The organism is Geodermatophilus sp. SYSU D00697 (assembly GCF_054050175.1).
This window is the reverse complement of record NZ_JBJGYV010000006.1, coordinates 156,264-181,022: the sequence shown is the minus strand read 5'-3', so window position 1 is coordinate 181,022 and position 24,759 is coordinate 156,264. Positions and strand designations below refer to the sequence as shown.

The window sequence follows — 24,759 nt, the reverse complement described above, 5'->3', positions numbered from 1 at the left end:
GTCCATCCCGCATCCCGTCCCCGTCCTCCGAAGGAGTCCTCCCGTGACCGGATCCCGGGCGCGCGCTCTCGCCGCCGGTGCCGCAGCACTGCTCACCCTCGCCGCCTGTGGCGGCTCCGACGAGGCCGGCGGGGGGACCGGCGAGGGCGGCCTGACGCCGGTCACCATCGGCACCCAGCCCATCGTCGACTCCGCGCCGCTCTACCTCGGCGTCGACCAGGGCTTCTTCGAGGAGGAGGGCATCGACCTCACCATCGAGAGCGCGTCCGGCGGTGCGGTCGTCGTCCCCAGTGTCGTCTCCGGCGACTACCAGTTCGGCCGGGGCAACGTCCTGTCGACGATGATCGCGGTCGACCAGGGGCTGCCCCTGACGTGCATCACCAACGCCAACTCCACCGCCGGCAACCCGGACTTCGGTGCGGTGGTCGTCCCCGCGGACTCGCCGATCCAGTCGATGGCCGACCTGGCCGGCCGCACCGTGAGCGTCAACACGCTGAACAACATCGGCGACACGACCATCCGCGCCGTCGTCGAGGAGGCCGGCGGGGACCCGCAGGCGGTGCAGTTCGTCGAGATCCCCTTCCCCGACGCCCCGGCCGCCCTGCAGGGCGGTCAGGTCGACGCAGCGTGGATCCTCGACCCGTTCCTCACCGAGGCGGTCGACGCCGGCGCCCGGGTGCTGTCCTACAACTTCTCCGACTTCCACCCGGAGCTCGACATCTCCTGCGTGTTCACCTCGCAGCAGCTGATGCAGGAGGACCCGGAGCTGGTCGAGGCCTTCCAGCGGGCGATGAACCGGTCGCTGGAGTTCTCCCAGCAGAACCCCGAGGAGGTCCGGCGGATCACCGGCACCTACACCGAGATCGACCCGGCGGTGCTCGAGCGGATCGTCATCCCGACCTTCCGCACCGAGTTCAGCCAGGAGGCGATGCAGCTGCTCGGGGAGAAGGCGACCGAGTACGGGACCCTGAGCAAGGAGCCCGACCTCGACCAGCTGCTGCCCTGACCGCGGACGGTCGCGTCAGCCGCTGAGCGAGGGGCGGCGCCGGGCACCCGCCCGGCGCCGCCCGCCCCGTCCAGAGGCTCGCCGCGAGCGTGCGAGCGGTGAGGAGGACGGGGTCCTTCCTCAGTCGCAGTCGCCGTCGTGGCAGGTGCAGCCGCACTCGTCGACGCAGAAGACGTGGTTGCCGTGGTCGCAGGGGGTCATCGAGAGCTCCTCGGGCGTCAGTGCCAGCAGTCGCGCGCCGACCCCTCCGCGGACGGAGTGTGGCGGCCGCCACACCGTACGTGCTGCAGGGACGCCTCGCCGGTCGAGCGGGGCCCGGGGCGCCCCCGGCGTGTCGGCCTACCGCCGGCGCTCGTCCTCCCGGGCGTGCGAGGCCCGCAGCGAGCCGGGGTGCGCCTTCGCGGTCGGGTCGCGCCGGGTCTTGAGCAGGCTGGCGACGGTGACGACGGTCAGGACGACGCCGATGACGACCAGGCTCAGCGGGGTCGGGATCTCGGGGACGCGCTCGTCGATGTCGACGTGCGCCCAGTGCAGGATCAGCTTCACGCCGATGAAGGCGAGGATCAGGGCCAGCCCGGTGGACAGGTAGACCAGCCGGTCGAGCAGGCCCTTGACGAGGAAGAACAGCGCCCGCAGGCCCAGCAGGGCGAAGGCGTTGGCGACGAAGACGACGTAGGGCTCGTCGGTCACGCCGAAGACCGCCGGGATCGAGTCGAGCGCGAACAGCAGGTCCACGCTGCCGATGGCCACCAGCACGACGATCAGCGGCGTGAACACCCGGCGGCCGTCGACCCGGGTGGTGAGCCTGCCACCCACGTAGTCGTCGGTGAGCGGCAGGAACCGGCGGGCGGCCTTGACGACGGCGTTGTCCTCGACGTCGGGGTCCTCGTCGCGGTGCCGGAACAACTGGACGGCGGTGTAGACCAGCAGCAGGCCGAACACCAGGAACATGAAGGAGAACAGCGACAGCAGCGTCGCGCCCAGGGCGATGAAGATCGCCCGCATCACCAGGGCCAGGACGATGCCGAAGGTCAGCACCTTGTGCTGGTGCTCCTCGGGCACCGAGAACGTGGTCATGATGATGACGAAGACGAAGAGGTTGTCGACCGACAGGCTCTTCTCGACGATGTAGCCGGCGAAGTACTCGGTGCCCGCATCCCCGCCGTGGTGCGCGGCGAACCAGACGCCGAACGCGACCGCGACGAGGACGTAGAACACCGACCACGCGGTGGCCTCGCCGAACCCCACGCGGTGCGGTCGCAGCGCGGCGAGGACCAGGTCGACGGCCAGCAGGCCCACGATGAGGCCGATGGTGAGCGCCCAGGTCAGTCCACTGATCTCCAGCACGTCCGGTCCGCCTCTCTCCTGTCCCGTCAGGGGGCGTTCCTCGTCCGCTCGCGCGGCCGGGCGCCACGACGCGGACCGGCCTGAACGGGTAACGCCCGAGCGCGGCTGTGCGCTCCCGGTGGGCGTTGCGGCCACGGGGACCGCGGGCACATCCTGCTGACGACGGCCGGTGAGCGGAGGCCTGCGTGGACGTCCTGGACGTGTTCGCCGACGCGGCGGAGAACCTCTACCCCGCGCGGATGCAGATGGCGCTGTCCCTGGGCTGGCACATCGTCTTCGCCTGCTTCGGCATCGCCTTCCCGCTCATCACGGTGGTCGTCGAGTGGCTCGGGCACCGGCGCGGCGACGCGGCCCTGCTGGGGCTGGCGCACACCTGGGCCAAGGCGATGGGTGTGCTCTTCGCCGCGGGTGCGGTCTCCGGGACGCTGCTGTCGTTCGAGATGGGCATCCTGTGGCCGGGCCTCATGGACCGCTTCGGCGAGGTCTACGGCTTCCCGTTCGTCCTGGAGGGGTTCGCCTTCTTCATCGAGGCGATCTTCGTCGGCGTCTACCTGTTCGGCTGGAACCGGCTCTCCCCGCGGGCGCACATGGCCAGCGCGCTGCCGATGGTCGTCTCCGGGATGGCCGGGGCCTTCTTCGTCGTCGCGGCGAACGCCTGGATGAACAACCCGACCGGGTTCCGGCTCGACGCCCAGGGGCGGGTGGTGGAGGCCGAGCCGTGGGCGGCGATGTTCGGCCCGTCCACCTGGCCGCAGGTGACCCACATGCTGCTGGCGGCCTACATGGTCACCGGCTTCACCGTCGCATCGGTCTACGCGGTCGGCACGCTGCGCGGACGGCGCGACCGCCACCACCAGATGGGGTTGCTCATCCCCCTCGCGTTCGCCGCGGTGGTGACGCCGGTGCAGATCGGCGTGGGTGACTGGGCGGCCAACACCGTCGCCGACAACCAGCCGGCCAAGCTCGCCGCGATGGAGGGGCAGTTCGAGACCACCGCCGGCGCCCCGCTGTCCGTGGGGGGCTGGTTCACCGGCGAGGAGATGCGGTATGCGGTGGAGATCCCGAACGGGCTCTCCCTGCTGGTCCACCACGACCCCGACGGCGTGGTGCTGGGCCTGGAGGAGTTCCCGGCCGACCAGCGGCCGCCGGTCAACGTCGTCCACCTGGCGTTCGACCTGATGGTGTCGATCGGCTTCGCGCTGCTGCTGCTGGCGGCCTGGCTCGGCTGGAGCTGGTGGCGGCGCCGCCGGATCCCGGGCACGCCCTGGTTCCTCCGCGCGGTCGCGGTCTCGGGGGTCGCGGCGGTCCTGGCCATGGAGGCGGGCTGGGTAGTCACCGAGGTCGGCCGCCAGCCGTGGATCGTCTACGGCGTCATGCGCACGGCCGAGGCCGTGAGCCCGGCCCCGGGCCTGTACCTGGGCTTCTACGCCGTGGTCGCGGTCTACGTGGCCCTGACCGCGCTCACCGTCTTCGTCCTGCGCCGGCTGGCCCGCAGCAGCGACACCCCGGCGCCCCAGGAGGCCGACGCCCGCCCGCCCGACCCGCACAGCGACGAGGTGGCGGTGCGATGACGCTGGCGGACGTGGTCCTGAGCGTCATGTTCGTCGGTCTGGTCGCCTACGGCTTGTTCGGCGGAGCCGACTTCGGCGCCGGCATCTGGGACCTGCTGGCCGGTGGCACCCGGCGCGGTGCCCGCCAGCGGGCGCTCATCGAGCGCTCGATCGCCCCCGTCTGGGAGGCCAACCACGTCTGGCTGATCTTCGTCCTCGTCGTCCTGTGGACGGCGTTCTCGGGCGCGTTCGCCGCGGTCGTGTCCACCCTCTACGTCCCGCTGACGCTGGCCGCGTTCGGGATGATCGCACGCGGGGCGGCGTTCGCGTTCCGCAAGAGCATCAGCACCCTGGGCATGCGCCGGTTCCTCGGGGCGGGGTTCGCCCTCTCCTCGCTGCTCACCCCGTTCTTCCTCGGCACCGTCGTCGGTGGGGTCGCCTCCGGCCGGGTCCCCGCGGGCATCGCGGCCGGGGACGTCGTCACCAGCTGGCTGAACCCCACGTCCCTGCTCGGCGGGGTCCTCGCCGTCCTGGTGTGCGCCTACCTCGCCGCCGTCTTCCTGTGCGCCGACGCCCGCCGCGAGGGCGCCGACGACCTCGCCCGGCAGTTCCGGGCCCGCGCGCTCGGGACGGCGGCGGTGACCGGCGCCGTCGGCATCGCCGGCCTGTTCGTGCTCCGCGCCGACGCGCCGCAGCTGTTCGAGGGGCTCACCGGCCGGGCCCTCCCCGTGGTCGCGCTGTCGGTCGTCGCCGGCCTCGCCGCACTCGGGCTGCTCTGGACGCGGCGGTTCGTGCCGGCGCGGGCGGCATCGGCGGTCGCGGTGACCGCGATCCTGGTCGGCTGGGCGGTGGCGCAGTACCCCTACGTCCTCGTCCCGGACCTGACCATCGAGGAGGCCGCCACCGGCCGGGCGACGCTAGTCGCCATGCTCGTCGCCCTGGTCGTGGGAGCCGCGGTCCTGGTGCCGGCGCTGGTCTACCTGTACACGCTGTTCCAGCGGGCTCCCGCGGAGCCGGCCGGCCGGGACACCGTGCCGACGCCGGCCGCCGGCGCCGAGGCCTCCTGACCCCCTCCGGCGCGACCCCGTTTCGAGATCCCCCCGCGGTGGGCAGACCCCCGCCGTTCCAGTGGCTCGGCGCGGAGGAGGCCCGATGCGGGCGATGGTGTACCGGGGGCCGTACAAGGTGCGGGTCGAGGACAAGGACGTCCCGGCGCTCGAGCACCCCAACGACGCGATCGTCCGGGTGACCCTCGCCGCGATCTGCGGCTCGGACCTGCACCTGTACCACGGCCTCATGCCGGACACCCGGGTCGGGCACACCTTCGGCCACGAGTTCATCGGCGTCGTCGAGCAGGTCGGGTCCTCGGTGCAGAACCTGCAGGTCGGCGACCGGGTGATGGTCCCGTTCAACATCTTCTGCGGCAGCTGCTGGTTCTGCGCGCGCGGCCTGTACTCCAACTGCCACAACGTCAACCCGAACGCCACCGCGGTCGGCGGCATCTACGGCTACTCGCACACCACCGGCGGCTACGACGGCGGCCAGTCGCAGTACGTCCGCGTCCCGTTCGCCGACGTCGGCCCGGTGCGGATCCCCGACTGGATGCACGACGAGGACGCCGTCCTGCTGACCGACGCCGCCGCGACCGGGTACTTCGGCGCGCAGCTGGGCGAGATCGCCGAGGGCGACACGGTCGTCGTCCTGGGCGCCGGACCGGTGGGCCTGATCGCCGCCCAGTCGTCGTGGCTGATGGGTGCGGGACGGGTGATCGTGATCGACCACCTCGAGGAGCGCCTGGAGAAGGCGCGGACCATGGCCTACGCCGAGGTGCTCAACTACGACGAGTACGACGACGTCGTGGTCGAGATGAAGAAGCAGACCGACTTCCTCGGTGCCGACGTGGTGATCGAGGCGGTGGGCGCGGAGGCCGACGGCAACCTGCTGCAGCACGTGGCCGGGACCAAGCTGAAGCTGCAGGGCGGCTCGCCGATCGCGCTCAACTGGGCGATCGACGGGGTGCGCAAGGGCGGCACCGTCTCCGTCGTCGGCGCGTACGGGCCGATCCCCAACGCGGTGAAGTTCGGCGACGCGCTCAACAAGGGGCTCACCTTGCGGATGAACCAGACGCCGGTGAAGCGCCAGTGGCCGCGGATGTTCGAGCACGTGCGCAACGGCCACCTCACGCCGCGGGAGATGGTCACCCACCGGTTCCCGCTGGAGCACATCGCCGAGGCCTACCACGTGTTCTCCGCCAAGCTCGACGGCTGCATCAAGCCGCTGGTCCTGCCCGACGCGGCCTGAGCGAGGAGCGACGATGACCCACCCCGACATCCCGAGCGCCTACGTCCGGGACAAGCGAGCCCCCCGCGAGACCCCCGAGCAGTTGCGCGCCCGGATCCCCGGCTGGGGCGCCGACCTCGACCCGGCCGACCGGCCCTCGTACCCGAAGCTGCAGTACCCGGCCGACACCGGCGCGCACTGGGACTTCCCCGAGCGGCAGCCGGAGACGGAGCCGCGGGAGCGCTCGATCGAGCACGCCTTCGTCACCCCGGTCTTCGGCACCGCGCAGCCGCTCCGCGGGGTGTCCGGGGCCATCCGGGGGCTCGCCTACCGCCGCTTCAGCGAGGGTCGCCTGGCGCACTGGCTGCTGCTGATCGTCGGCGACCGGGTCGACGCCTGGGGGAGCCACCTGCGCTCGTTCGCCACGCTGCGCCCGGACAACCCGGTGACCGAGACCGGGGTGCGGACCGAGCTCACCCACGGCGGGCTGCGCTCGCGACGCGGACGCAGCGACGCCCGGCACCACGTCCTGGACCCGGTCGTCGTCGCGGGCCCGTGGGTGCTCGCCGGGGTCGGGGCCTGGACCGGGCTGCGGCGGGTCGTCCGGGCCGTGCGGGGGTGAACCGGTCCCTCGGCTGCGGCGTGCCGCCGTTGCGCGAGCCTGGGACCGTGGGGGTGTGGACCCGCTGACCGCCCTGCCCGAGGCCGTGCGGGCCCGCTTCCGCGCGCGGGTGTCCGGCGACCCGACCGGCGTGCCCGGCTGGGTGCGCGACATCGGCCGCGTCGGCGAGGGCCCCGGCTGGTTCGAGCCCGGCGGTGTCGTCTGGTGGGTCCACGGCGACCTCTCGACCCTGGTCGGCGGGATCGCCGCGCTGCTCGGCCAGGCCGCGCACCCGCTGGCCCTGACCGGCGTGCGCCGCCACTCGGCCTACCTGGCCGACCCGTGGGCGCGGCTGGCCGGCACCGCCCGCTGGCTGGTGGTCACGACGTTCGGGTCGGCGGAGCTGGCCGAGCGGGAGGCCGCCCGGGTCCGCCGGATGCACCAGCGGGTGCGTGGCACCGCCGACGACGGGCGGCCCTACTCCGCCGGTGACCCGGAGCTCCTGCGGTGGGTCCACCTGGCGTTCACCGACGCCTTCCTCGCCGCGCAGCAGGCCGTGGGGCGGCCGGCGCCGGCCCGCTTCGGCCGCAACTGGCCCGACACCTACGTGCGCGAGTGGGCGCGCAGCGCCCGGGCCCTGGGCGCCGGGGACCTGCCGGGGACGGCGGCCGAGCTGGCCGAGGCGCTGGCCGCCCACCGGCCGGTGCTGGAGCCGGTGCCGCCCGACCTGCGGGCGTTCCTCACCGCCCCGCCCGGGCTGGGGCCCGCCGAGCAGGTGTTCTACCGCGGCCTCGCCGGGGCCGCCGGGTCGGTGGTGTCGCCGGTCCTCGCGCCGTTGGCGGGGGTGCCCGGACGGGGGAGGGGCGTCGTCCGGCTGCCGGTGAGCCGCGCCCAGCTGCGCGGCCTCCAGGTGCTGCTCGGGTCGCGCAGCCCCTCGGAGGAGGCGGCGCTCTGGCGGCTGGGGCGGGGCCCCGCGCCGGCGTGGGCGGGGGACGGCGCGGTCAGCGCGGCAGGGTGATCTTGTACTGCGCCATCTTCCGGTAGAGCGTGGCGCGACCGATGCCCAGCTCCTCGGCGGCCCGGGTGATCGTCGTCCCCGGTTCGGTCAGGCACCGGACGATCTCGTCGCGCTCGAGCCGCTCCAGCCGGGTGAGCGGGCGGCCGCCGCCGTCGAGCACCTCCGGCGGCAGGTGGTGGACGTCGACGACGTCGGCGCGGGCCGCCGCGTCCCGGACCACGCGCCGCAGCTGGCGCACGTTGCCCGGCCAGGCGCACGCGGTCAGCGCGCGGGCCGCACGGGCGGTGAAGCCGACCGCCCGGTGCCGTTCCTGCTCGGCGAACCAGTGCGCCAGCGGCACCACGTCGTCGGTGCGGTGCCGCAGCGCGGGCACCTCGACGACGGTGTCGACCAGGGTGGCCAGCCGGCCGGGCACCGCGGTGAAGTCCGGAGCGGTGAACACGAACGGCTGCGGCCGGCCGGTGCGGCGGCCCGCGCCCAGCGTCTGCGCCAGCTCCTCGGTGGCCCACGCCGGCAGGTGCGGCAGGCCGGAGACGATGACCAGGGTGTCGGGGTCGCGCAGCTCCGGCGTCCACAGCTCCAGCCAGGCCGCGACGTCCCCGGCCTCGGGCGCGCGGGCGTGCAGCACCCGGTGGCGAGGGGCGACCCGGCGGCGGGCCAGGGCGGCCAGCGCGGCCTTGCCCGCGCCGGGCTCGCCCACGACCGCGGTGACGCGGTCGGCCGCCGCGACGGCGTCGGCCACCGCGGCGCGCCACGCCGCCGAGACGCACGGGTCGCCGGCGTCGGGGGTCAGGTGCCCGCCGACCACGTGGAAGACCTCGCCGCGCGGGGCCGGGCGCACCGTCCGCCCGCCGGCGCGGACCAGCATCAGCGCGCTCGTGGCGCTCGCGGCCGCCTGGGCCAGGCCGAGCAGCAGTTCGGAGGAGGAGTACGACCAGGTGGTCAGGTTGATGCTGCCCGCGAGGTCCCCGCTCACCGGGTCCACGACCGGCACCGCGGCACAGGTGAACCCGCGCAGCTCGGCGCACCAGTGGTCGTGGGCCCGGACCAGCGAGGGGGCGCGGTCGGCGAGGGACAGGCCCAGCCCGTTGGTGCCGGCGTTGCGCTCGGCGTAGGAGAAACCCGGCGCGAGGTGGACCCGGTCCAGCGACCGGAGGATGCCCGCGTCGCTGCACAGCCGGGCGAGCACCAGCCCCTCGGCGTCGGCGACCATGAGGCTGACCGGCTCGTTCGGGATCGTCGCCTGCAGGTCGGTGAGCACCCGGTGCGCGCACTCGTACAGCAGCGAGCCGGTGTCCAGCGAGCCGGTGAAGACGGGGACGACCTCGTCCGGGGTGACGCCGTAGTCCTGGCTGCGGCGCCACGAGGCCCGCACCCGGGACGGCGCGGGCCGGGCGGCCAGCACCGGGTCGGCGAGGGGGTGGGGGGCGGCCCGGTGCACGTCCACGGGACACCTCCTGGGCGGGACGGGCCGGTGGACTGTGGCCCGCGCCACGAATGTAGCCCCGCGAGGCGCTGTCCAGGGGGCGTTCCAAAGTGAGACAACGACCGGCTTCTGCTGCCGTCCGGCCGTCCCTAGCGTCGGCTCCACCGACGTGACCGGTGTCACAGGAGAGCCGACGGAGGCCGGAGATGTACCGCAAGGACGGCGAGACCTACTACGTGGTGGACTCCCACATCGCCCTGTGGGACGCGCGCCCGGAGAACCAGCGCAACGTCCACGGCAAGCAGTTCATCGACTGCTTCTACGACTACCACCGCAACCTCAGCCCCGAGTCGGAGGTCTGGGGGTACGAGGAGTACCTCTACCAGGGCGGCGAGCGGCTGATGCGCGACGTGTTCGTCGACGGCATCGTCGACCACGCGATCTTCCAGCCGGCCCGGCTGGCGGAGTTCTACCACCGCGGCTTCGGCCAGACCGACGAGGCCTCCGCCCTCGCCGCGCAGCACCCCGACAAGCTCACCTACAACCACTACTGGGACCCCCGCGACGGGGAGAACGGCCTGGACCAGCTGCGGGCCGACGCCGAGCGGTTCGGCCTCACGGGCGTGAAGCTCTACACCGCCGACTGGCACGGTGAGTCCCGCGGCTGGAAGCTGACCGACCCGATGGCCTACCGGTACTTCGAGGCCTGCCGCGAGCTCGGGATCACCAACATCCACATCCACAAGGGCCCGACCATCCGGCCGCTGGACCGCGACGCGTTCGACGTGGCCGACGTCGACCACGTGGCCAGCGACTTCACCGACCTGACCTTCGTGGTGGAGCACTGCGGCCTGCCGCGGCTGGAGGACTTCTGCTGGATCGCCACGCAGGAGCCCAACGTGTACGCGGGCCTGGCCGTGGCGATGCCGTTCATCCACACCCGGCCGCGGTACTTCGCGCAGATCATGGGTGAGCTCGTCTACTGGATCGGCGAGGACCGCATCCTCTTCTCCAGCGACTACGCCCTGTGGACGCCGAAGTGGCTGGTCGAGCGGTTCGTGGACTTCCAGATCCCGGAGGACATGACCGAGTACGCGCCGCTGACCACCACGACCAAGAAGAAGGTGCTCGGCCTCAACGCGGCGCGGCTCTACGACCTCCCGGTGCCGGAGGAGTGCCGGCTGCCCGAGGCCGACGAGACGCAGACCGGCCCGCGCGAGCCCGGCGCCGCCGACCTGGCGATGGCCTGAGGGCGGCGCGATGACCGCCGTCCTGCCCGACCTCGAGGCGGAGGTGCGCGCCGCGCTCGGCGCCGTCGTCGACCCCGAGCTCGACGAGCCGATCACCGACCTCGGCTTCGTCCGCTCGATCGACGTCGCCGGCGCCGTCGTCGAGGTCCACCTCCGCCTGCCGACGTCGTTCTGCGCGCCCAACTTCGCCTGGCTGATGGCCGCCGACGCCCGGGAGGCGGTCGCCGCCGTCCCCGGGGTGGCGCGGGTGGTGGTGGCCCTCGACGACCACTCCGACTCCGACCTGATCAACCGCGGCCTGGCCACGGGCGCCGACTACCGGACCACCTTCGCCCACGAGGCGGAGGAGTCCCTCGACGAGTTGCGCGCCACCTTCCTCCGCAAGGCGCACACCGCGGCGATGGAGCGGGCGGTCACCGCCCTGCTCCGGGCCGACCCGGCCGTGGACGTCGCGGCGCTCACCCTCGGCGACCTGCCGGCGGGGGAGCCCACCACCGATGCGTTGCTGCGTCGCCGGGCCGCGGTCGGACTGCCCCTGCACCCGGGCTCGGCGGTGCTGGTCGACGCCGACGGCACCCGGCCCGCCCCCGACGCCGCGGCGCACTTCCTGCGCCGCGCCCGCTCGGTGCGGATCTCCGTCGACGGCAACGCGCACTTCTGCCGCGGCCTGCTGGCCACCCGTTATCCCGGTGCGGAGGCCGACCAGGTGCCCCGCCCCGAGGACCGCCCCCTGCTCCCGCTCACCGTCACGAAGGGAACCCACCCGTGAAGGCCGTCCGCGTGCACGAGTACCACGCCGACCCCTCGATCGACGACATCCCCGAACCCCGGCTCCAGGGTCCCCTCGACGTCATCGTCAAGATCGGCGGCGCCGGGGTCTGCCGGACCGACCTGCACATCCTCGAGGGCCAGTGGGCCGACCTGCAGGACCCGGAGCTGCCCTACGTGATCGGGCACGAGAACGCCGGGTGGGTCCACCAGGTCGGGGAGGGTGTGACCAACGTCGCCGTCGGTGACACCGTGATCCTGCACCCCCAGCCCAGCTGCGGCCTGTGCCCGGCCTGTCGCGCCGGCCGGGACATGCAGTGCGAGAACGCCTTCTTCCCCGGGCTGTCGAACGACGATGGAGGCATGGCCGAGTACCTGCGCACCACGGCCCGCGCCTGCGTCAAGCTCGACCCGTCGACCAACCCCGCCGACGTCGCCGCGCTCGCGGATGCCGGGATCACCGCCTACCACGCCGTGCGCAAGGCCCTGCCGCTGCTGCACCCGGGCACGACGGCGGTCGTGCAGGGCGCCGGCGGTCTCGGCCACATCGGCATCCAGTGCCTGGCGGCGCTGTCGGGCACCCGGATCGTCGTCGTCGACCGCAACCCCGACGCCCTGGAGCTCGCCCGGCAGATCGGCGCGGACGAGACCGTGGTCGCCGACGGGAACCAGGTCCAGGCGGTCCAGGACCTGACCGGTGGGGGTGCCGACGTCGTCTTCGACTTCGTCGCCGAACAGGGCGCGGAGATGGACGGCTGGCACATGACCGGCCCGGCCGGCTCGTACTACGTCATCGGGTACGGCGGCGAGCTGCGCATCCCGACGCTGGACTTCGTCGCCGGCGAGAAGAACATCGTCGGCAACATCGTCGGCACCTACAGCGACCTGGCCGAGCTGATGGTGCTCGCGCAGGCCGGGAAGGTCACCCTGCACACCCAGCAGTACCCGCTCGACCGGGCCGTGGACGCGCTCCGCGACCTCGACGCCGGGAAGGTCCGGGGGCGCGCCATCCTCGTCCCCTGAGCTCCCCACCCGACCGGCCGGTGCGCGCCCGCGCGCCGGCCGGTCGGCGCGTGTCCCGCGCCCTCGCCACGCATGGTGTCGACAGTCGGCAGGTCCGTGTCGACAGCCCGGCTACGATCGGCGGCGACGAGGAGGTGCCCATGAGCAGTGAGCCCCTGACCAGCCTGGACCGCAGCACGCTGCGGGAACGGGCCCTGGAGGTGCTCCGGTCGGCCGTCCTCTCCGGCCGGTACCGGCCCGGCGACCACCTCGGCGAGGTCGAGCTCGCGTCCTCGCTGGGCGTCAGCCGGGGCACGGTGCGGGAGGCTCTGCGGCACCTCCAGCAGGAGGGTCTGGTCACCGCGGGCAACCGGGGGATGCTGCGGGTCAACAGCCTCACCTCCGCCGAGGTCCAGGAGCTCTTCCAGGTCCGCGCGGCCCTCGAGGGCCTGGCGGTGCGGCAGGTCATCGCCTCGCCGCGGCGCGAGGCCGCCGTGAGTGCCCTGCGCGAGGCGCTCGAGCGGATCGCCGCCGAGGACGCGGACTCCCCGGCGCGGATCGAGGCCGACCTGGCCTTCCACCTGCTGCTGTGCCGGCTGTCGGGGAACTCGATGCTCGTCGAGGCGTGGCAGCGGCTCGAGGGCCGCATGCGTGTGGCCATCCTCAACGGCGCCGCGTGGCAGGCGCCGATGACCGCGCGCGACCGGCACGCCCCCATCGTCGACGCCATCGAGCGGGGGGACGTCGCCACGGCGGTGCACGTCGTCGAGGAGCACATGACCTCGGCCGCGGACCACTTCGCCCGTTCGGCCGACCCGGCCTGACGCCCGCGGGGCACCCCCGCCCGGCGCGCAGTGGAGTGCCACGGCGCGGGGACCGCCCGCGGCACTCCACTGCGCGCAGCGCCCGACGCTGACGCTCGCTCATCGCAGCGTTCGGCGCTGACCTCTGCGTTGCGACGTGACCCTTGACACGGTGACGCATGCCACCCACACTCGGTCGGGAGTTGACTGTTAACAGTCAACCAACAGCGCGGATCACGCCCATCGCCCACCCGGAGACCACCATGACCGAGCGGCACCCTCCCGTCCGCGATCCACACCTCGAAGAGGTCGCCCAGTGGCACCCGATCGAGGGCACCCCCACGAAGAAGAAGGTCGCCATCGGCTGCTCCGTCGGGGCGACGATCGAGACCTACGACTTCATCGGTTTCGGCATCGCCGCGGCGCTGTACTTCAACACCGCCTTCTTCCCCGCGGACGACCCGTTGTCGGGCACGCTGCTGTCCTTCGCCACGCTGGGCATCGGCTTCGCGGTGCGCCCGCTCGGCGGCATCATCGGCGGCTACCTCGGTGACCGGATCGGCCGCAAGCCGGTCCTCGTCGGCTCCCTGCTGCTCATGGGCATCGCGACGGTGCTCATCGGCTGCCTGCCCACCTATGACCAGGTCGGCATCTGGGCCGGGATCCTGCTGGTGGTCGTCCGCGTCGTGCAGGGGCTCGCGTTCGGCGCCGAGTGGGGCGGCGCGATCCTGATGTGCTTCGAGCACGCGCCCTGGCGGAAGAAGGGCCTGTACACCGGCATCACCCAGGCCGGCTTCCCGGTCGGGCTGCTGCTGGCCAACCTGGCGTTCCTCGCCAGCGTCCCGCTGGGCGGCTCGTGGGCGTGGCGGGTGCCGTTCCTGCTCAGCGCCGTCCTGATCGTCGTGGGCATCGTGATCCGGCTCAAGGTCGAGGAGTCGCCCGAGTTCGAGGAGCTCAAGGAAGAGGGCGAGCTCTCGAAGAACCCGCTGCTCGAGGTGCTCCGCGACGGCTGGCGCAACATCCTGCGCGCCTTCTGCCTGCGGATCACCGAGACCGCCGGCTACGCGGTGTCGGTCACGTTCATGCTGTCCTACGTCGCCGCCGAGGGGCTGGCCGACCGGTCGGTCACGCTCACCGCGACGATGATCGCTGCCGGGGTCGGCATCTTCGCCACCACCTACTGGGGCGCGCTCACCGACCGCGTCGGGCGGCGCCCGGTGTACCTGCTGGGCACCGCGCTGCACCTGCTGTGGGGCATCCCGCTGTTCCTCGTGGTCAACACCGGCGTCGCGGTGGCGATCGTCATCGCGTTCGTCATCAGCTACGCGGTCCTGCAGAACTCCCTGGCCGGGGTGCAGGGCGCCTGGTTCTCCGAGCTGTTCGCGACCAAGACCCGCACCACCGGTGCGTCGCTGGCCTACCAGATGTCGGCCGTCGTCTCCGGCTTCACCCCGCTGATCACCACCGCGCTGTACGCCGGCTACGGCTGGATCGGCCCGGCGCTGCTGTTCAGCGGCTACGGCCTGCTGGGCCTGCTCGCCGCGCTGGCGACCCGTGAGACCTGGGGTCCGGTCGAGCGCGCGGAGGTGGCCGCCCTGGAGCGCAGCCTCCGGACGCCGTCCACCGTCCCCGCCCCCCGCCCCGGGACGTCCGAGCGCCGGACGACGGCCGACTCGGCGACCGACTGACCCCCACGAGGAGCACGTCATGACCGCACTGAGCACGTCCCGGGACGCGACACCGACCGTCGACCGGGCGGAACGGATCGAGCGGATCCGGCAGGCCGCGTACCGGATCCGGCGCAACGCCCTCGACATGGGGGAGGTGCAGGGGCAGGGCTACATCGGGCAGGCGCTGGGCGTCGCCGACGTCCTGGCGGTCGTCTACACCGACCAGCTCCGCCACCGCCCCGAGGACCCGCACTGGCCCGACCGGGACCGTCTCCTGCTCTCCATCGGCCACTACGCCATCGCGCTGTACGCGGCGCTGGCCGAGGCCGGGACCATCCCGCTCGAGGAACTGGAGACCTACGGCTCGGACGACTCCCGGCTGCCCATGTCCGGGATGGCCTCCTACACCCCGGGCATGGAGATCTCCGGCGGCTCCCTCGGCCACGGCCTGACGGTGGCCACCGGGATGGCCCTGGGACTGCGCCACCTCGGCAACCCCGCCCGCGTGTTCAACCTGCTCTCGGACGGCGAGCTGGACGAGGGCTCCACCTGGGAGGCCGCGATGTCCTGCGCCCACCACGGGCTGGACAACGTCACCGCGATCGTCGACGTCAACGCGCTGCAGGCCGACGGCCCCACGGCCGGCGTCCTGCGCACCGAGCCGGTCACCGACAAGTGGCGCGCGTTCGGCTGGCACGCCCTGCGGGTGGACGGCAACGACGTCGGCGCCCTCGTCGACGCCTTCGACGAGATCCGGGAGCACCGCGGCTCGCCCTCGGTGCTCATCTGCGACACCCGCGTCGGTTGCGGGGTGCCGCTGCTCGAGGGCCGGGAGAAGGCCCACTTCATGCGGGTCGAGCAGCACGAGTGGCAGATCGCCCGCGACCAGCTGCAGGAAGGACTGGCCCGATGACCAGCACCGCACCCCGGAAGAAGCTGACCACCTCGGCGATGATCGCGTCGTTCGCCGACCCCGGTCAGCGCACCACCAGCGCACCCTTCGGGCACGCGCTCAACCGCCTGGCCGAGGAGCGGCCCGAGATCGTCGGGCTGTCGGCCGACCTGGCCAAGTACACCGACATGCACGTGTTCCGTGACGCCCACCCGGACCGCTTCTTCCAGATGGGCATGGCCGAGCAGGCGATGCTCGGGGCGGCGGCCGGGCTGGCGGAGGTCGGGCTGGTGCCCTTCGCCTCCACCTACTCGGTGTTCGCCACCCGGCGGGCCTACGACTTCCTCTGCCTCGACATCGCCGAGCCGAACCTGAACGTCAACGTCGTCGGCGCCCTGCCCGGCCTCACCACCGGCTACGGGCCGAGCCACCAGGCCACCGAGGACCTCGCGATCCTCCGCGGCTGCCCGAACCTGACGATCGTCGACCCCTGCGACTCGGTCGACATCGAGCAGGCGGTGCCCGCGCTGGCGGCGGCGCCGGGTCCCACCTACCTGCGGTTGCTCCGCGGCGCGGTGCCCACGGTGCTCGACGAGTACGACTACCGCTTCGAGCTCGGCAAGGCCGCCGAGCTGCGGACCGGTCGGGACGTCGTCCTCATCTCCACCGGGCTGATGACGATGCGGGCCCTGCAGGCGGCGGCCCGCCTCGAGGCCGACCACGTCGACGTCGCCGTGCTGCACGTCCCGACCATCAAGCCGCTGGACACCGAGGCGGTCCTCCGGGCGGCCCGCACCGACCGGCTCGTGGTCACCCTGGAGAACCACACCGTCGTCGGCGGGCTCGCCGAGTCGGTCGCCGCGACGCTGGCCTTCGCCGGGGTCGGGACGCGCGTGGTGCCGATCGCCCTGCCCGACGAGTTCCTCGCCGCCGGCGCCCTGCCCACCCTGCACGACCGCTACGGCCTGTCGACCGACGCCGTCGTGGCCCGGGTCAAGGCCGAGCTGGTGGGCGCCTCGCACCGCCCGTGGTCGGCCGACCCGGCTCCGGCCACCATCTGACGGGAGCCGGACGATGACCGGAACGACCCCGGGCCCGCCCGTGCCGGCCGGCAGCATCGACCCCCGGCTCGGGTGCTCCACGATCTCCTTCCGGAGGCTGCCGCTGCCGGCGGCGCTGGCAGAGGTCGCCGCCCAGGGCTTCGGGGAGACCGACCTCGGCGCCCTCCCGGGGGTCTGCCACCACGTCCCCCTCCCGCTCCCCGCCTCCCTGGTCGACGAGCTGGCCGGGCAGGTGTTGGCCAGCGGGGTGGCGGTGCGGGTGGTCAACGCCGACGTCGGCGACATGGACGACCCCGACCTCGACGGACGGGAGCTGCGCGAACGGCTGCGTCCGCTGGCCGAGCTGGCCCGGGCGGTCGGCACCTCGACGATCGTGCTGCCGTGCGGCCGGGCGGGGACGACGCCACGCACGGAGCTCGCCGACGACGTCGCCGCGGTGGCCCGGGCGCTCACCACTGCCGCCGACCTCCTCGGGGAGGCGGGTCTGGACCTCCTCGTCGAGGCCCCGCACTCCCGGCGGCTGTGCGCCGACCTCGACCGGGCCGAGCTGCTGTCCGAGGCGCTCGGTGACGCACCCGTCGGCCTGGTGCTCGACCTCAGCCACGTCGTGGCCAGCGGCGGGGACGAGGTGGACGCCGTGCGCCGGTTCGGCGACCGCGTCGGCCACGTGCACCTGCGCGACGCGGTCCGCGGCGACATCAACCGCAGCATCGGCCGCGGCGAGGTCGACTTCCCGGCGGCGCTCGGTGCGCTGACCGCCGCCGGCTACCGGGGCCACTACAGCCTCGAACTCGAGACCCACGACATCGACGACGCCGACCGACCGGCCGAGGCCGGCCGGGCCGGCCGCTTCATCAGCTCGCTCCTGCAGGCCTGACGCCTGCTGTCCCGCTCACCCCCACCCACTCCTCTGGAGGAGACCGTGTCCGTGTCCGACAAGACCGCCGTCATCACCGGTGCCGGCTCCAAGCGCGGCATCGGCCGCGCCACCGCCCACACCCTCGCCGCCGCCGGCTGGAACGTCGCCGTCCTCGACCTCGACGAGGCCAGCGCCAAGGACGCCGCCCACGAGGTCGCCGACCGCCACGGCGTCCAGGCCGTCGGGATCGGCTGCGACATCACCGACGAGGCCTCGGTGGAGAACGCCCTCGCCGTCCTCGACGGCGCGCTGCCCCCGGTCGGCGCCCTGGTCAACAACGCCGGCATCACCTCACCCACCCCGTTCCTCGAGGTCAGCGGGGAGGAGTGGGACCGCATCTTCGCCGTCAACGTCCGGGGGGCCTTCAACGTCACCCGCCGCCTGGCGCCGGGCATGGCCGAGCGCGGCTTCGGCCGCATCGTGTTCCTCTCCTCGGTGTCGGCCGAGCGCGGCGGCGGGGTCTTCGGCGGGGTGGCCTACTCCGCCGCCAAGGCCGCCGAGCTCGGCTTCACCCGGGCGCTGGCCCGCGAGCTGGGGCCGCACGGGATCACGGTCAACGCCGTCGCGCCCGGGCTGATCGACACCGACATCACCGGCGGGGCGCTCGAGGGCGAGCGCAAGACGCAGCTGGTGGCCGGGATCCCGGTGGGCCGCAACGGCCGGGTCGCCGACGTCGCGGACCTGATCACCTACCTGTGCCGGGAGGAGACCGGCTACGTCACCGGGGCCACCTACGACGTCAACGGCGGCTCGCACATCCACTGACCGAGGACCTCCCTGCAGGGAGACCGACGGCCGGACGGCGTTCCCCGGACGCCCTGGTCGACCCACCCGAGGAGGCGTCGTGTCGGACGGCTCACCCGGGATCGAGGCCTCCCCGGCCGACGTCCAGGGCACACCGCCCTCAGGGGCGCCGGGCGAAGGCGGTCACCTGCTCCGCGCACAGCTCGGCCAGCGCCTGGGGAGCCGCCCGGCAGATCCGCGGGAAGCTGAGGTACCCGTGTGGCATCCCGACGTACTGCGTCAGGCGCACCGGCACGCCCGCCGCCCGCAGCGCCTCGGCGTAGCGCAGGCCGTCGTCGCGGATCGGGTCGTGCTCGGCGACCTGCACCAGCGCCGGTGGCAGCCCGGAGAGGTCGTCGGCGAACAGGGGGGAGGCGCAGGGCTGCCGCGGGTCCTGACCGCCCAGGTAGTGGTCGCGGAAGGCGAGGCAGTCGGCCTTGGTCAGGATGGGCGCGGAGGCGTTCTCCTCGATGGAGGGACTGCTCATGGTGAGGTCGACCGCCGGGTAGACCAGCCCCTGGTGGCCGATCCGCGGGCCGGAGCGGTCGCGGGCCATGAGGCTGACCACCGCGGCCAGGTTGCCACCGGCACTGTCGCCCATGACGGCCACCCGGTCGGGGTCGGCGCCGAGATCGCCCGCCCGGCCCACCACGTCGACGAGCGCTGCGTAGCAGTCCTCGGCCGCGGCGGGCCAGCGGTGGCCGGGCGCCAGGCGGTAGTCCACCGAGACGACGACGGCCCCGGTGGTGACCGCGACGGAGCTGCACGACCAGTCGGCGGTGTCGAGCGAGCCGATCGTCCAGCCGCCGCCGTGGAAGTTGACCACCAACGGCAGCGGGCCGGCCGCCGCGCGGTCGGGCCGGTAGACCCGGACGGGCACGGGCCCGACCTCGCCCTTCGCCGTCGTGTCGGTGAGCCGCACGCCGGCGGCGACCCGGCCGAACAGGAGGTCGGTCACCGGGTTGTGGCCGATCCTCCGCTGCTGCACCCGCCGCAGCCGGGCCTCGTCCATCGTGGCGACCGACATCTGCCCGGCCAGCCGGCCCAGCAGCCGCACCCGCAGGTCCATCCGCGCCATACGCGCGTCCCCTCTCCCCGTCCGGACGCCGTCCCTCGGCACGGGACCGCCTCGATGGAGCGGCCCCAGCGTGCTACACGGGCCGTCGCCCGGTCACCTCGAGGCGCTCGACCCGGACCGTCGTCCGGTCGGGGACGCCGGGCGCGGGGGCACGTGCGCGCCGGGGTGCCGCCGCTGGACGGGACCCCGACCGGAGTGCTCGACTGTCGCTCCGGCGTCGATCGGTCTGCCCGCCCACGGCGGACCGCCCCGGTGGAGAACCGGTCCGCCGACGCCCCACCCACCCTGCCCCCCGGCCGGACCCAGAAGACGGAGTGAGTCCATGTTCTCCAAGGTGCTGGTGGCCAACCGTGGTGAGATCGCCGTCCGGGCGTTCCGTGCCGCGTACGAGCTCGGGATCGGCACGGTCGCGGTGTTCCCCTGGGAGGACCGCAACTCCGTGCACCGGCTCAAGGCCGACGAGAGCTACCAGATCGGCGAGGTCGGGCACCCGGTGCGGGCCTACCTGTCGGTCGAGGAGGTCGTCGGGGCGGCGCGGCGGGCCGGGGCGGATGCGGTGTATCCCGGCTACGGGTTCCTGTCGGAGAACCCGGAGCTGGCCGAGGCCTGTGCGCGGGCGGGGATCACCTTCGTCGGCCCGCCGGCGTCGGTGCTGGAGCTGACCGGGAACAAGGCGCGGGCGATCGCGGCCGCGCGGGAGGCGGGCCTGCCGGTGCTGGCCTCCACCGAGCCCAGCGCCGACCTGGACACCCTGCTGGCCGCGGCCGAGGCGCTGCCCTTCCCGGTGTTCGTCAAGGCGGTGGCCGGTGGCGGCGGGCGCGGCATGCGCCGGGTGGAGGACCCCGCCGAGCTGTCGTCGGCGGTGCAGGCGGCGATGCGGGAGGCGGAGTCGGCGTTCGGCGACCCGACGGTCTTCTGCGAGCAGGCGGTGGTCGACCCCCGCCACATCGAGGTGCAGGTCCTCGCTGACGGCGCGGGGAACGTGGTGCACCTGTTCGAGCGGGACTGCTCGGTGCAGCGGCGGCACCAGAAGGTGGTCGAGCTCGCGCCGGCCCCGAACCTGGACCCGGAGCTGCGGGAGCGGATCTGCGCCGACGCGGTCGCCTTCGCCCGCTCCATCGGCTACGTCAACGCCGGCACGGTGGAGTTCCTGCTCGACCGCGAGGGCCGGCACGTGTTCATCGAGATGAACCCGCGCATCCAGGTGGAGCACACGGTCACCGAGGAGGTCACCGACGTCGACCTGGTGCAGTCCCAGCTGCGGATCGCGGCGGGGGAGACGCTGGCCGACCTGGGGCTGGCGCAGGAGACGATCGTGCTGCGCGGTGCGGCGCTGCAGTGCCGGATCACCACCGAGGACCCGGCCAACGGGTTCCGCCCCGACACCGGCCGGATCACCGCCTACCGCTCGCCGGGCGGGGCCGGGATCCGGCTGGACGGCGGGTCCTCGCTGGGCGCGGAGGTCGGCGCGCACTTCGACTCGATGCTGGTGAAGCTGACCTGCCGCGGGCGGGACTTCGGCATCGCGGTGGCCCGGGCGCGGCGGGCGGTGGCGGAGTTCCGCATCCGCGGGGTGGCCACCAACATCCCGTTCCTGCAGGCGGTGCTCGACGACCCGGACTTCCGCGCCGGCCGGGTGACGACGTCGTTCATCGAGCAGCGGCCCGAGCTGCTCACCGCGCGCAGCTCCGCCGACCGGGGCACCAGGCTGCTGACCTACCTGGCCGACGTGACGGTGAACCGGCCGCACGGCGAGCGGCCGCACCTGCTCGACCCGCTGGAGAAGCTGCCCGCCGTCGACCTGCGCGCCACCCCGCCGGCCGGCTCCCGGCAGCGACTGGCCGAGCTGGGCCCCGAGGGCTTCGCCGCGGACCTGCGCGCGCGGACGGCGCTGGCGGTCACCGACACCACCTTCCGCGACGCCCACCAGTCGCTGCTGGCCACCCGGGTGCGCACCAAGGACCTGCTGGCCGTCGCGCCTGCCCTGGCCAGGACGATCCCCCAGCTGTTCAGCCTGGAGTGCTGGGGCGGGGCGACCTACGACGTGGCGCTGCGGTTCCTGCACGAGGACCCGTGGGACCGGCTGGCCGCGCTGCGCGAGGCGGTGCCCAACGTGTGCCTGCAGATGCTGCTGCGCGGCCGCAACACCGTCGGCTACACGCCCTACCCGGAGCAGGTGACCGACGCCTTCGTGCGGGAGGCCGCGGCCACCGGCATCGACGTCTTCCGCATCTTCGACGCGCTCAACGACGTGGCCCAGATGCGCCCGGCGATCGACGCGGTCCGGGCGACCGGGACGGCGGTGGCGGAGGTGGCGCTGTGCTACACCGGCGACCTGTCCGACCCCGGCGAGACGCTCTACACGCTGGACTACCACTTGCGGCTGGCCGAGCAGATCGTCGAGGCCGGCGCGCACGTGCTGGCGATCAAGGACATGGCCGGCCTGCTCCGCCCGCCGGCCGCCGCGACACTGGTGCGCGCGCTGCGCGAGCGGTTCGACCTGCCGGTGCACCTGCACACCCACGACACCGCCGGCGGGCAGACCGCCACCCTGCTGGCCGCGTGGTCCGCCGGGGTCGACGCCGTCGACGGCGCGGTCGCGTCCATGGCCGGCACCACCAGCCAGCCGCCGCTGTCGGCGATCGTCGCGGCCACCGACGCCACCGAGCGGGCCACCGGCCTGGACCTGGCCGCCGTCAACGACCTCGAGCCGTACTGGGAGGCGGTCCGCCGGGTCTACGCGCCCTTCGAGTCGGGGCTCGCGTCGCCGACCGGGCGGGTCTACACCCACGAGATCCCCGGCGGGCAGCTGTCCAACCTGCGCCAGCAGGCCATCGCGCTGGGGCTGGGGCAGCGGTTCGAGGAGGTGGAGGACGCCTACGCCGCCGCCGACCGGCTGCTGGGCCGGCTGGTCAAGGTCACCCCCAGCTCCAAGGTGGTCGGTGACCTCGCCCTGCAGCTGGTCGGCTCCGGCGTCAGTGTCGAGGACTTCGCCGCCGACCCGGGCAAGTACGACCTGCCCGACTCGGTGATCGGGTTCCTGCGCGGCGAGCTGGGCGACCCGCCCGGCGGCTGGCCCGAGCCGTTCCGCACCCGCGCGCTGGAGGGCCGCCGGGAGGCCCAGCCGCCCGCCGCGCTGACCGACGAGGACCTCGACGGGCTGGCCAAGGAGCCCCGCGCCACCCTCAACCGGCTGCTGTTCCCCGGCCCGACGAAGGAGTACCTGGCGCACTCCGAGCAGTACGGCGACGTCTCGGTGCTGCCCACCAAGGAGTTCCTCTACGGCCTGCGGACCGGCACCGAGCACGCCGTCGACCTCGAACCCGGGGTGCAGCTGCTCATGGGGGTGGAGGCGGTCTCCGACCCCGACGAGCGCGGCATGCGCACGGTCATGTGCACCCTCAACGGGCAGCTGCGCCCGGTGAGCGTGCGCGACCGCTCCATCGAGGCCGCGGTCAAGGCCGCCGAGAAGGCCGACCGCAGCGACCCCCGCCAGGTCGCCGCACCGTTCGCCGGCGTCGTCACCCTGTCGGTGGAGGAGGGCGACACCGTCGAGGCCGGCCAGGGCATCGCCACCATCGAGGCCATGAAGATGGAGGCCGCCATCACCGCCCCCGTCGCCGGCACCGTCACCCGCGTCGCGATCGGCGAGGTCCAGCAGGTCGAGGGCGGGGACCTGCTCGTCGTCCTCGGCTGAGCCGGCGCGGGGACTCCCAGGGGACCCCAGGGCCGTCCCAGGTCCCGTCCCGGTCCGGTGCCGAGCATCGTCGGCGTCACGACGAGAGGACGGAGAGCGCATGGCACCCGACCGGGGAGCGACGTACGAGGGGCGCCCCCTGCCGCGACCGCGAGAGGAGCTGGTCGACCAGGGGCTCGGCTTCGACGTCGGCACGCTGCTGAGCCGGCGCCGGGTGCTGGCACTGCTCGGTCTGGGCGCGGCGAGCACGGGGCTGGCCGCGTGCGGTGCGGACGGCTCGTCCGGGGGGTCGTCCTCGGCGTCGGCGGGTGGGACGACGGCGGCGGGGGAGATCCCCGAGGAGACCGCCGGCCCCTACCCGGGCGACGGCTCCAACGGGCCGGACGTGCTCGAGCAGAGCGGCATCGTCCGCAGCGACATCCGGTCCAGCTTCGGCGGGGCCACCGGGACCGCCGAGGGCGTGCCGATGACCCTGGAGCTCACCGTCTCCGACCTCGCGAACGGCGGCGTCCCGTTCGAGGGGGTGGCCGTCTACGTCTGGCACTGCACCCGCGAGGGCGGCTACTCGATGTACTCGGCCGGCGTCGAGGACCAGAACTTCCTGCGCGGCGTGCAGGTCGCCGACGCCGCCGGGACGGTGCGCTTCACCAGCATCTTCCCGGCCTGCTACAGCGGGCGGTGGCCGCACGTCCACGTCGAGGTCCACCCCGACCAGGCCTCGATCACCGACTCCACCAAGGCTCTGGCCACCTCCCAGGTCGCCCTCCCGCAGGACGTCTGCGACAGGGTGTACGCCCAGCCCGGCTACGAGGCCTCGGTGACCAACCTGGCCGAGGTGAGCCTCGACAGCGACAACGTGTTCGGCGACGACGGCGGCGCCAGCCAGCTCGGCACCGTCACCGGGGACGTGACCCGCGGGTACACCGTCACCCTCGCCGTGGGGGTGGACACCACCACGCCGCCGACCGGCGGGCAGCTCGGGGGCGACGGTGCCCCGTCCGGCGCCCCCGGTGGCGCACCGCCCGCCGGAGGACCCGGTGGAGCGCCGCCGTCCGGCGGGCCGGGCGGCTCCCCGCCGAGCTGACCCGGCGACCGGCAGGACTCGGAGCCCGCCGACCCGGGTACCCGGATCGGCGGGCTCCGCCGCACCCGGGAGGGACGATGACCACCGTTCACCTCTCCGCGCACGACTTCGCCGACGCGGTCACCGCCGAGGGCATCGTCCTGGTCGACTTCCGTGCCGCCTGGTACCGCCCCAGCCGCTCGTTCGCGCCGGTCTTCGCGGCCGCCGCCGAGCGCCATCCCGACCTGGTCTTCGCCACCGTCGACACCGAGACCGAGCGGGAGCTGGCCGCCGCGGTGGGCGTGCGCTCGGTGCCGACGCTCATGGTGTTCCGCGACGGCGTCCTGGTGTACGCCGAGCCCGGCTCGCTGCCCGCCGACTCGGTGGAGCTGCTCATCGCCACGGTCCGCGACCTCGACATGGTGGCGGTCCGGGAGCAGTTCCCCCGCGGGTGACCCACGGCCCGGGTCGACCCCGCTCGGGGAGGGCCAGGCTCACTGCCGCTCGATGACCTACGGCCGTGGTCGGCCCGCTCCGGGAGGGCC

22 protein-coding genes are annotated in these 24,759 nt (G+C 73.8%); 18 read left to right on the top strand and 4 right to left on the bottom strand.

Features of this window, described 5'->3' with window-relative positions:
• Positions 1–43: 43 nt before the first annotated feature.
• Positions 44–1,006 (top strand): ABC transporter substrate-binding protein, encoded by a 963-nt coding sequence (locus tag ACI79C_RS08155; protein ID WP_456945129.1) that lies wholly within the window; start codon positions 44–46, stop codon positions 1,004–1,006.
• Between the two features lie 120 nt (positions 1,007–1,126).
• Here ACI79C_RS08155 and ACI79C_RS08150 read toward each other — a convergent pair whose 3' ends face one another.
• Together ACI79C_RS08150 and ACI79C_RS08145 are read right to left on the bottom strand one after the other, a co-directional pair.
• Positions 1,127–1,282 carry a hypothetical protein gene (locus tag ACI79C_RS08150; protein WP_456945128.1) on the bottom strand — a complete coding sequence of 52 codons (156 nt, stop codon included), beginning with the start codon at positions 1,280–1,282 and terminating at the stop codon, positions 1,127–1,129.
• 63 nt (positions 1,283–1,345) lie between these two features.
• Complete coding sequence (locus tag ACI79C_RS08145) at positions 1,346–2,353, bottom strand: TerC family protein (protein ID WP_456945127.1); 1,008 nt, start codon at positions 2,351–2,353, stop codon at positions 1,346–1,348.
• 185 nt (positions 2,354–2,538) lie between these two features.
• Here ACI79C_RS08145 and ACI79C_RS08140 point away from each other — a divergent pair, with 185 nt between their 5' ends.
• From ACI79C_RS08140 to ACI79C_RS08120, 5 genes are all read left to right on the top strand, one after another.
• Positions 2,539–3,924, top strand: a complete 1,386-nt coding sequence (locus tag ACI79C_RS08140; protein ID WP_456945126.1) for a cytochrome ubiquinol oxidase subunit I — start codon at positions 2,539–2,541, stop codon at positions 3,922–3,924.
• Positions 3,921–4,970: a cytochrome d ubiquinol oxidase subunit II gene (locus ACI79C_RS08135; protein ID WP_456945125.1), complete on the top strand. Its 1,050-nt coding sequence runs from the start codon at positions 3,921–3,923 to the stop codon at positions 4,968–4,970. The genes ACI79C_RS08140 and ACI79C_RS08135 overlap by 4 nt, the downstream gene beginning before the upstream one ends.
• Positions 4,971–5,055: 85 nt before the next feature.
• Entirely contained in the window at positions 5,056–6,204 is a 1,149-nt protein-coding gene (locus ACI79C_RS08130; RefSeq protein WP_456945124.1) for a zinc-dependent alcohol dehydrogenase, read from the top strand.
• Between the two features lie 13 nt (positions 6,205–6,217).
• The gene (locus ACI79C_RS08125) at positions 6,218–6,805 is read left to right on the top strand and encodes a hypothetical protein (protein WP_456945123.1); all 588 of its coding nucleotides are present in this window, start codon (positions 6,218–6,220) and stop codon (positions 6,803–6,805) included.
• Positions 6,806–6,860: 55 nt separating this feature from the next.
• Positions 6,861–7,802: an oxygenase MpaB family protein gene (locus tag ACI79C_RS08120; protein WP_456945122.1), complete on the top strand. Its 942-nt coding sequence runs from the start codon at positions 6,861–6,863 to the stop codon at positions 7,800–7,802.
• On the opposite strand, the gene ACI79C_RS08115 is transcribed toward ACI79C_RS08120, so the two are convergent.
• Complete coding sequence (locus ACI79C_RS08115; protein WP_456945121.1) at positions 7,786–9,249, bottom strand: AAA-type ATPase lid domain-containing protein; 1,464 nt, start codon at positions 9,247–9,249, stop codon at positions 7,786–7,788. The genes ACI79C_RS08120 and ACI79C_RS08115 overlap by 17 nt on opposite strands.
• A 185-nt stretch (positions 9,250–9,434) precedes the next feature.
• On the opposite strand from ACI79C_RS08115, the gene ACI79C_RS08110 reads away from it, so the two are divergent.
• The 9 genes from ACI79C_RS08110 to ACI79C_RS08070 all read left to right on the top strand — a co-directional run bounded on the left by ACI79C_RS08110 (position 9,435) and on the right by ACI79C_RS08070 (position 18,358).
• Entirely contained in the window at positions 9,435–10,478 is a 1,044-nt protein-coding gene (locus tag ACI79C_RS08110; protein WP_456945120.1) for an amidohydrolase family protein, read from the top strand.
• A gap of 10 nt (positions 10,479–10,488) precedes the next feature.
• On the top strand, positions 10,489–11,247 hold the full coding sequence (locus ACI79C_RS08105; protein WP_456945119.1) for an iron-sulfur cluster assembly protein: 759 nt from the start codon (positions 10,489–10,491) through the stop codon (positions 11,245–11,247).
• Positions 11,244–12,269 carry an NAD(P)-dependent alcohol dehydrogenase gene (locus ACI79C_RS08100; RefSeq protein ID WP_456945118.1) on the top strand — a complete coding sequence of 342 codons (1,026 nt, stop codon included), beginning with the start codon at positions 11,244–11,246 and terminating at the stop codon, positions 12,267–12,269. The genes ACI79C_RS08105 and ACI79C_RS08100 overlap by 4 nt, the downstream gene beginning before the upstream one ends.
• Positions 12,270–12,409: 140 nt before the next feature.
• Positions 12,410–13,072, top strand: a complete 663-nt coding sequence (locus tag ACI79C_RS08095; RefSeq protein WP_456945117.1) for a GntR family transcriptional regulator — start codon at positions 12,410–12,412, stop codon at positions 13,070–13,072.
• A 242-nt stretch (positions 13,073–13,314) separates the two neighbouring features.
• On the top strand, positions 13,315–14,739 hold the full coding sequence (locus ACI79C_RS08090; protein ID WP_456945116.1) for an MFS transporter: 1,425 nt from the start codon (positions 13,315–13,317) through the stop codon (positions 14,737–14,739).
• A gap of 19 nt (positions 14,740–14,758) precedes the next feature.
• On the top strand, positions 14,759–15,634 hold the full coding sequence (locus ACI79C_RS08085; RefSeq protein ID WP_456945115.1) for a transketolase: 876 nt from the start codon (positions 14,759–14,761) through the stop codon (positions 15,632–15,634).
• Positions 15,631–16,674, top strand: a complete 1,044-nt coding sequence (locus ACI79C_RS08080) for a transketolase family protein (RefSeq protein WP_456945114.1) — start codon at positions 15,631–15,633, stop codon at positions 16,672–16,674. The genes ACI79C_RS08085 and ACI79C_RS08080 overlap by 4 nt, the downstream gene beginning before the upstream one ends.
• A gap of 13 nt (positions 16,675–16,687) precedes the next feature.
• Positions 16,688–17,551 carry a sugar phosphate isomerase/epimerase family protein gene (locus ACI79C_RS08075; protein WP_456945113.1) on the top strand — a complete coding sequence of 288 codons (864 nt, stop codon included), beginning with the start codon at positions 16,688–16,690 and terminating at the stop codon, positions 17,549–17,551.
• Between the two features lie 51 nt (positions 17,552–17,602).
• Positions 17,603–18,358, top strand: a complete 756-nt coding sequence (locus ACI79C_RS08070) for an SDR family NAD(P)-dependent oxidoreductase (RefSeq protein ID WP_456945112.1) — start codon at positions 17,603–17,605, stop codon at positions 18,356–18,358.
• A 139-nt stretch (positions 18,359–18,497) separates the two neighbouring features.
• Here ACI79C_RS08070 and ACI79C_RS08065 read toward each other — a convergent pair whose 3' ends face one another.
• Positions 18,498–19,454: an alpha/beta hydrolase gene (locus ACI79C_RS08065; RefSeq protein ID WP_456945111.1), complete on the bottom strand. Its 957-nt coding sequence runs from the start codon at positions 19,452–19,454 to the stop codon at positions 18,498–18,500.
• A 322-nt stretch (positions 19,455–19,776) separates the two neighbouring features.
• Between ACI79C_RS08065 and ACI79C_RS08060 the strand changes: the two genes are divergently transcribed.
• The 3 genes from ACI79C_RS08060 (at position 19,777) to ACI79C_RS08050 (ending at position 24,669) form a co-directional block, all read left to right on the top strand.
• Positions 19,777–23,151 (top strand): pyruvate carboxylase, encoded by a 3,375-nt coding sequence (locus tag ACI79C_RS08060; RefSeq protein WP_456945110.1) that lies wholly within the window; start codon positions 19,777–19,779, stop codon positions 23,149–23,151.
• A 100-nt stretch (positions 23,152–23,251) separates the two neighbouring features.
• On the top strand, positions 23,252–24,235 hold the full coding sequence (locus ACI79C_RS08055) for an intradiol ring-cleavage dioxygenase (RefSeq protein WP_456945109.1): 984 nt from the start codon (positions 23,252–23,254) through the stop codon (positions 24,233–24,235).
• A gap of 77 nt (positions 24,236–24,312) precedes the next feature.
• The gene (locus ACI79C_RS08050; RefSeq protein ID WP_456945108.1) at positions 24,313–24,669 is read left to right on the top strand and encodes a thioredoxin family protein; all 357 of its coding nucleotides are present in this window, start codon (positions 24,313–24,315) and stop codon (positions 24,667–24,669) included.
• Positions 24,670–24,759: the final 90 nt, after the last annotated feature.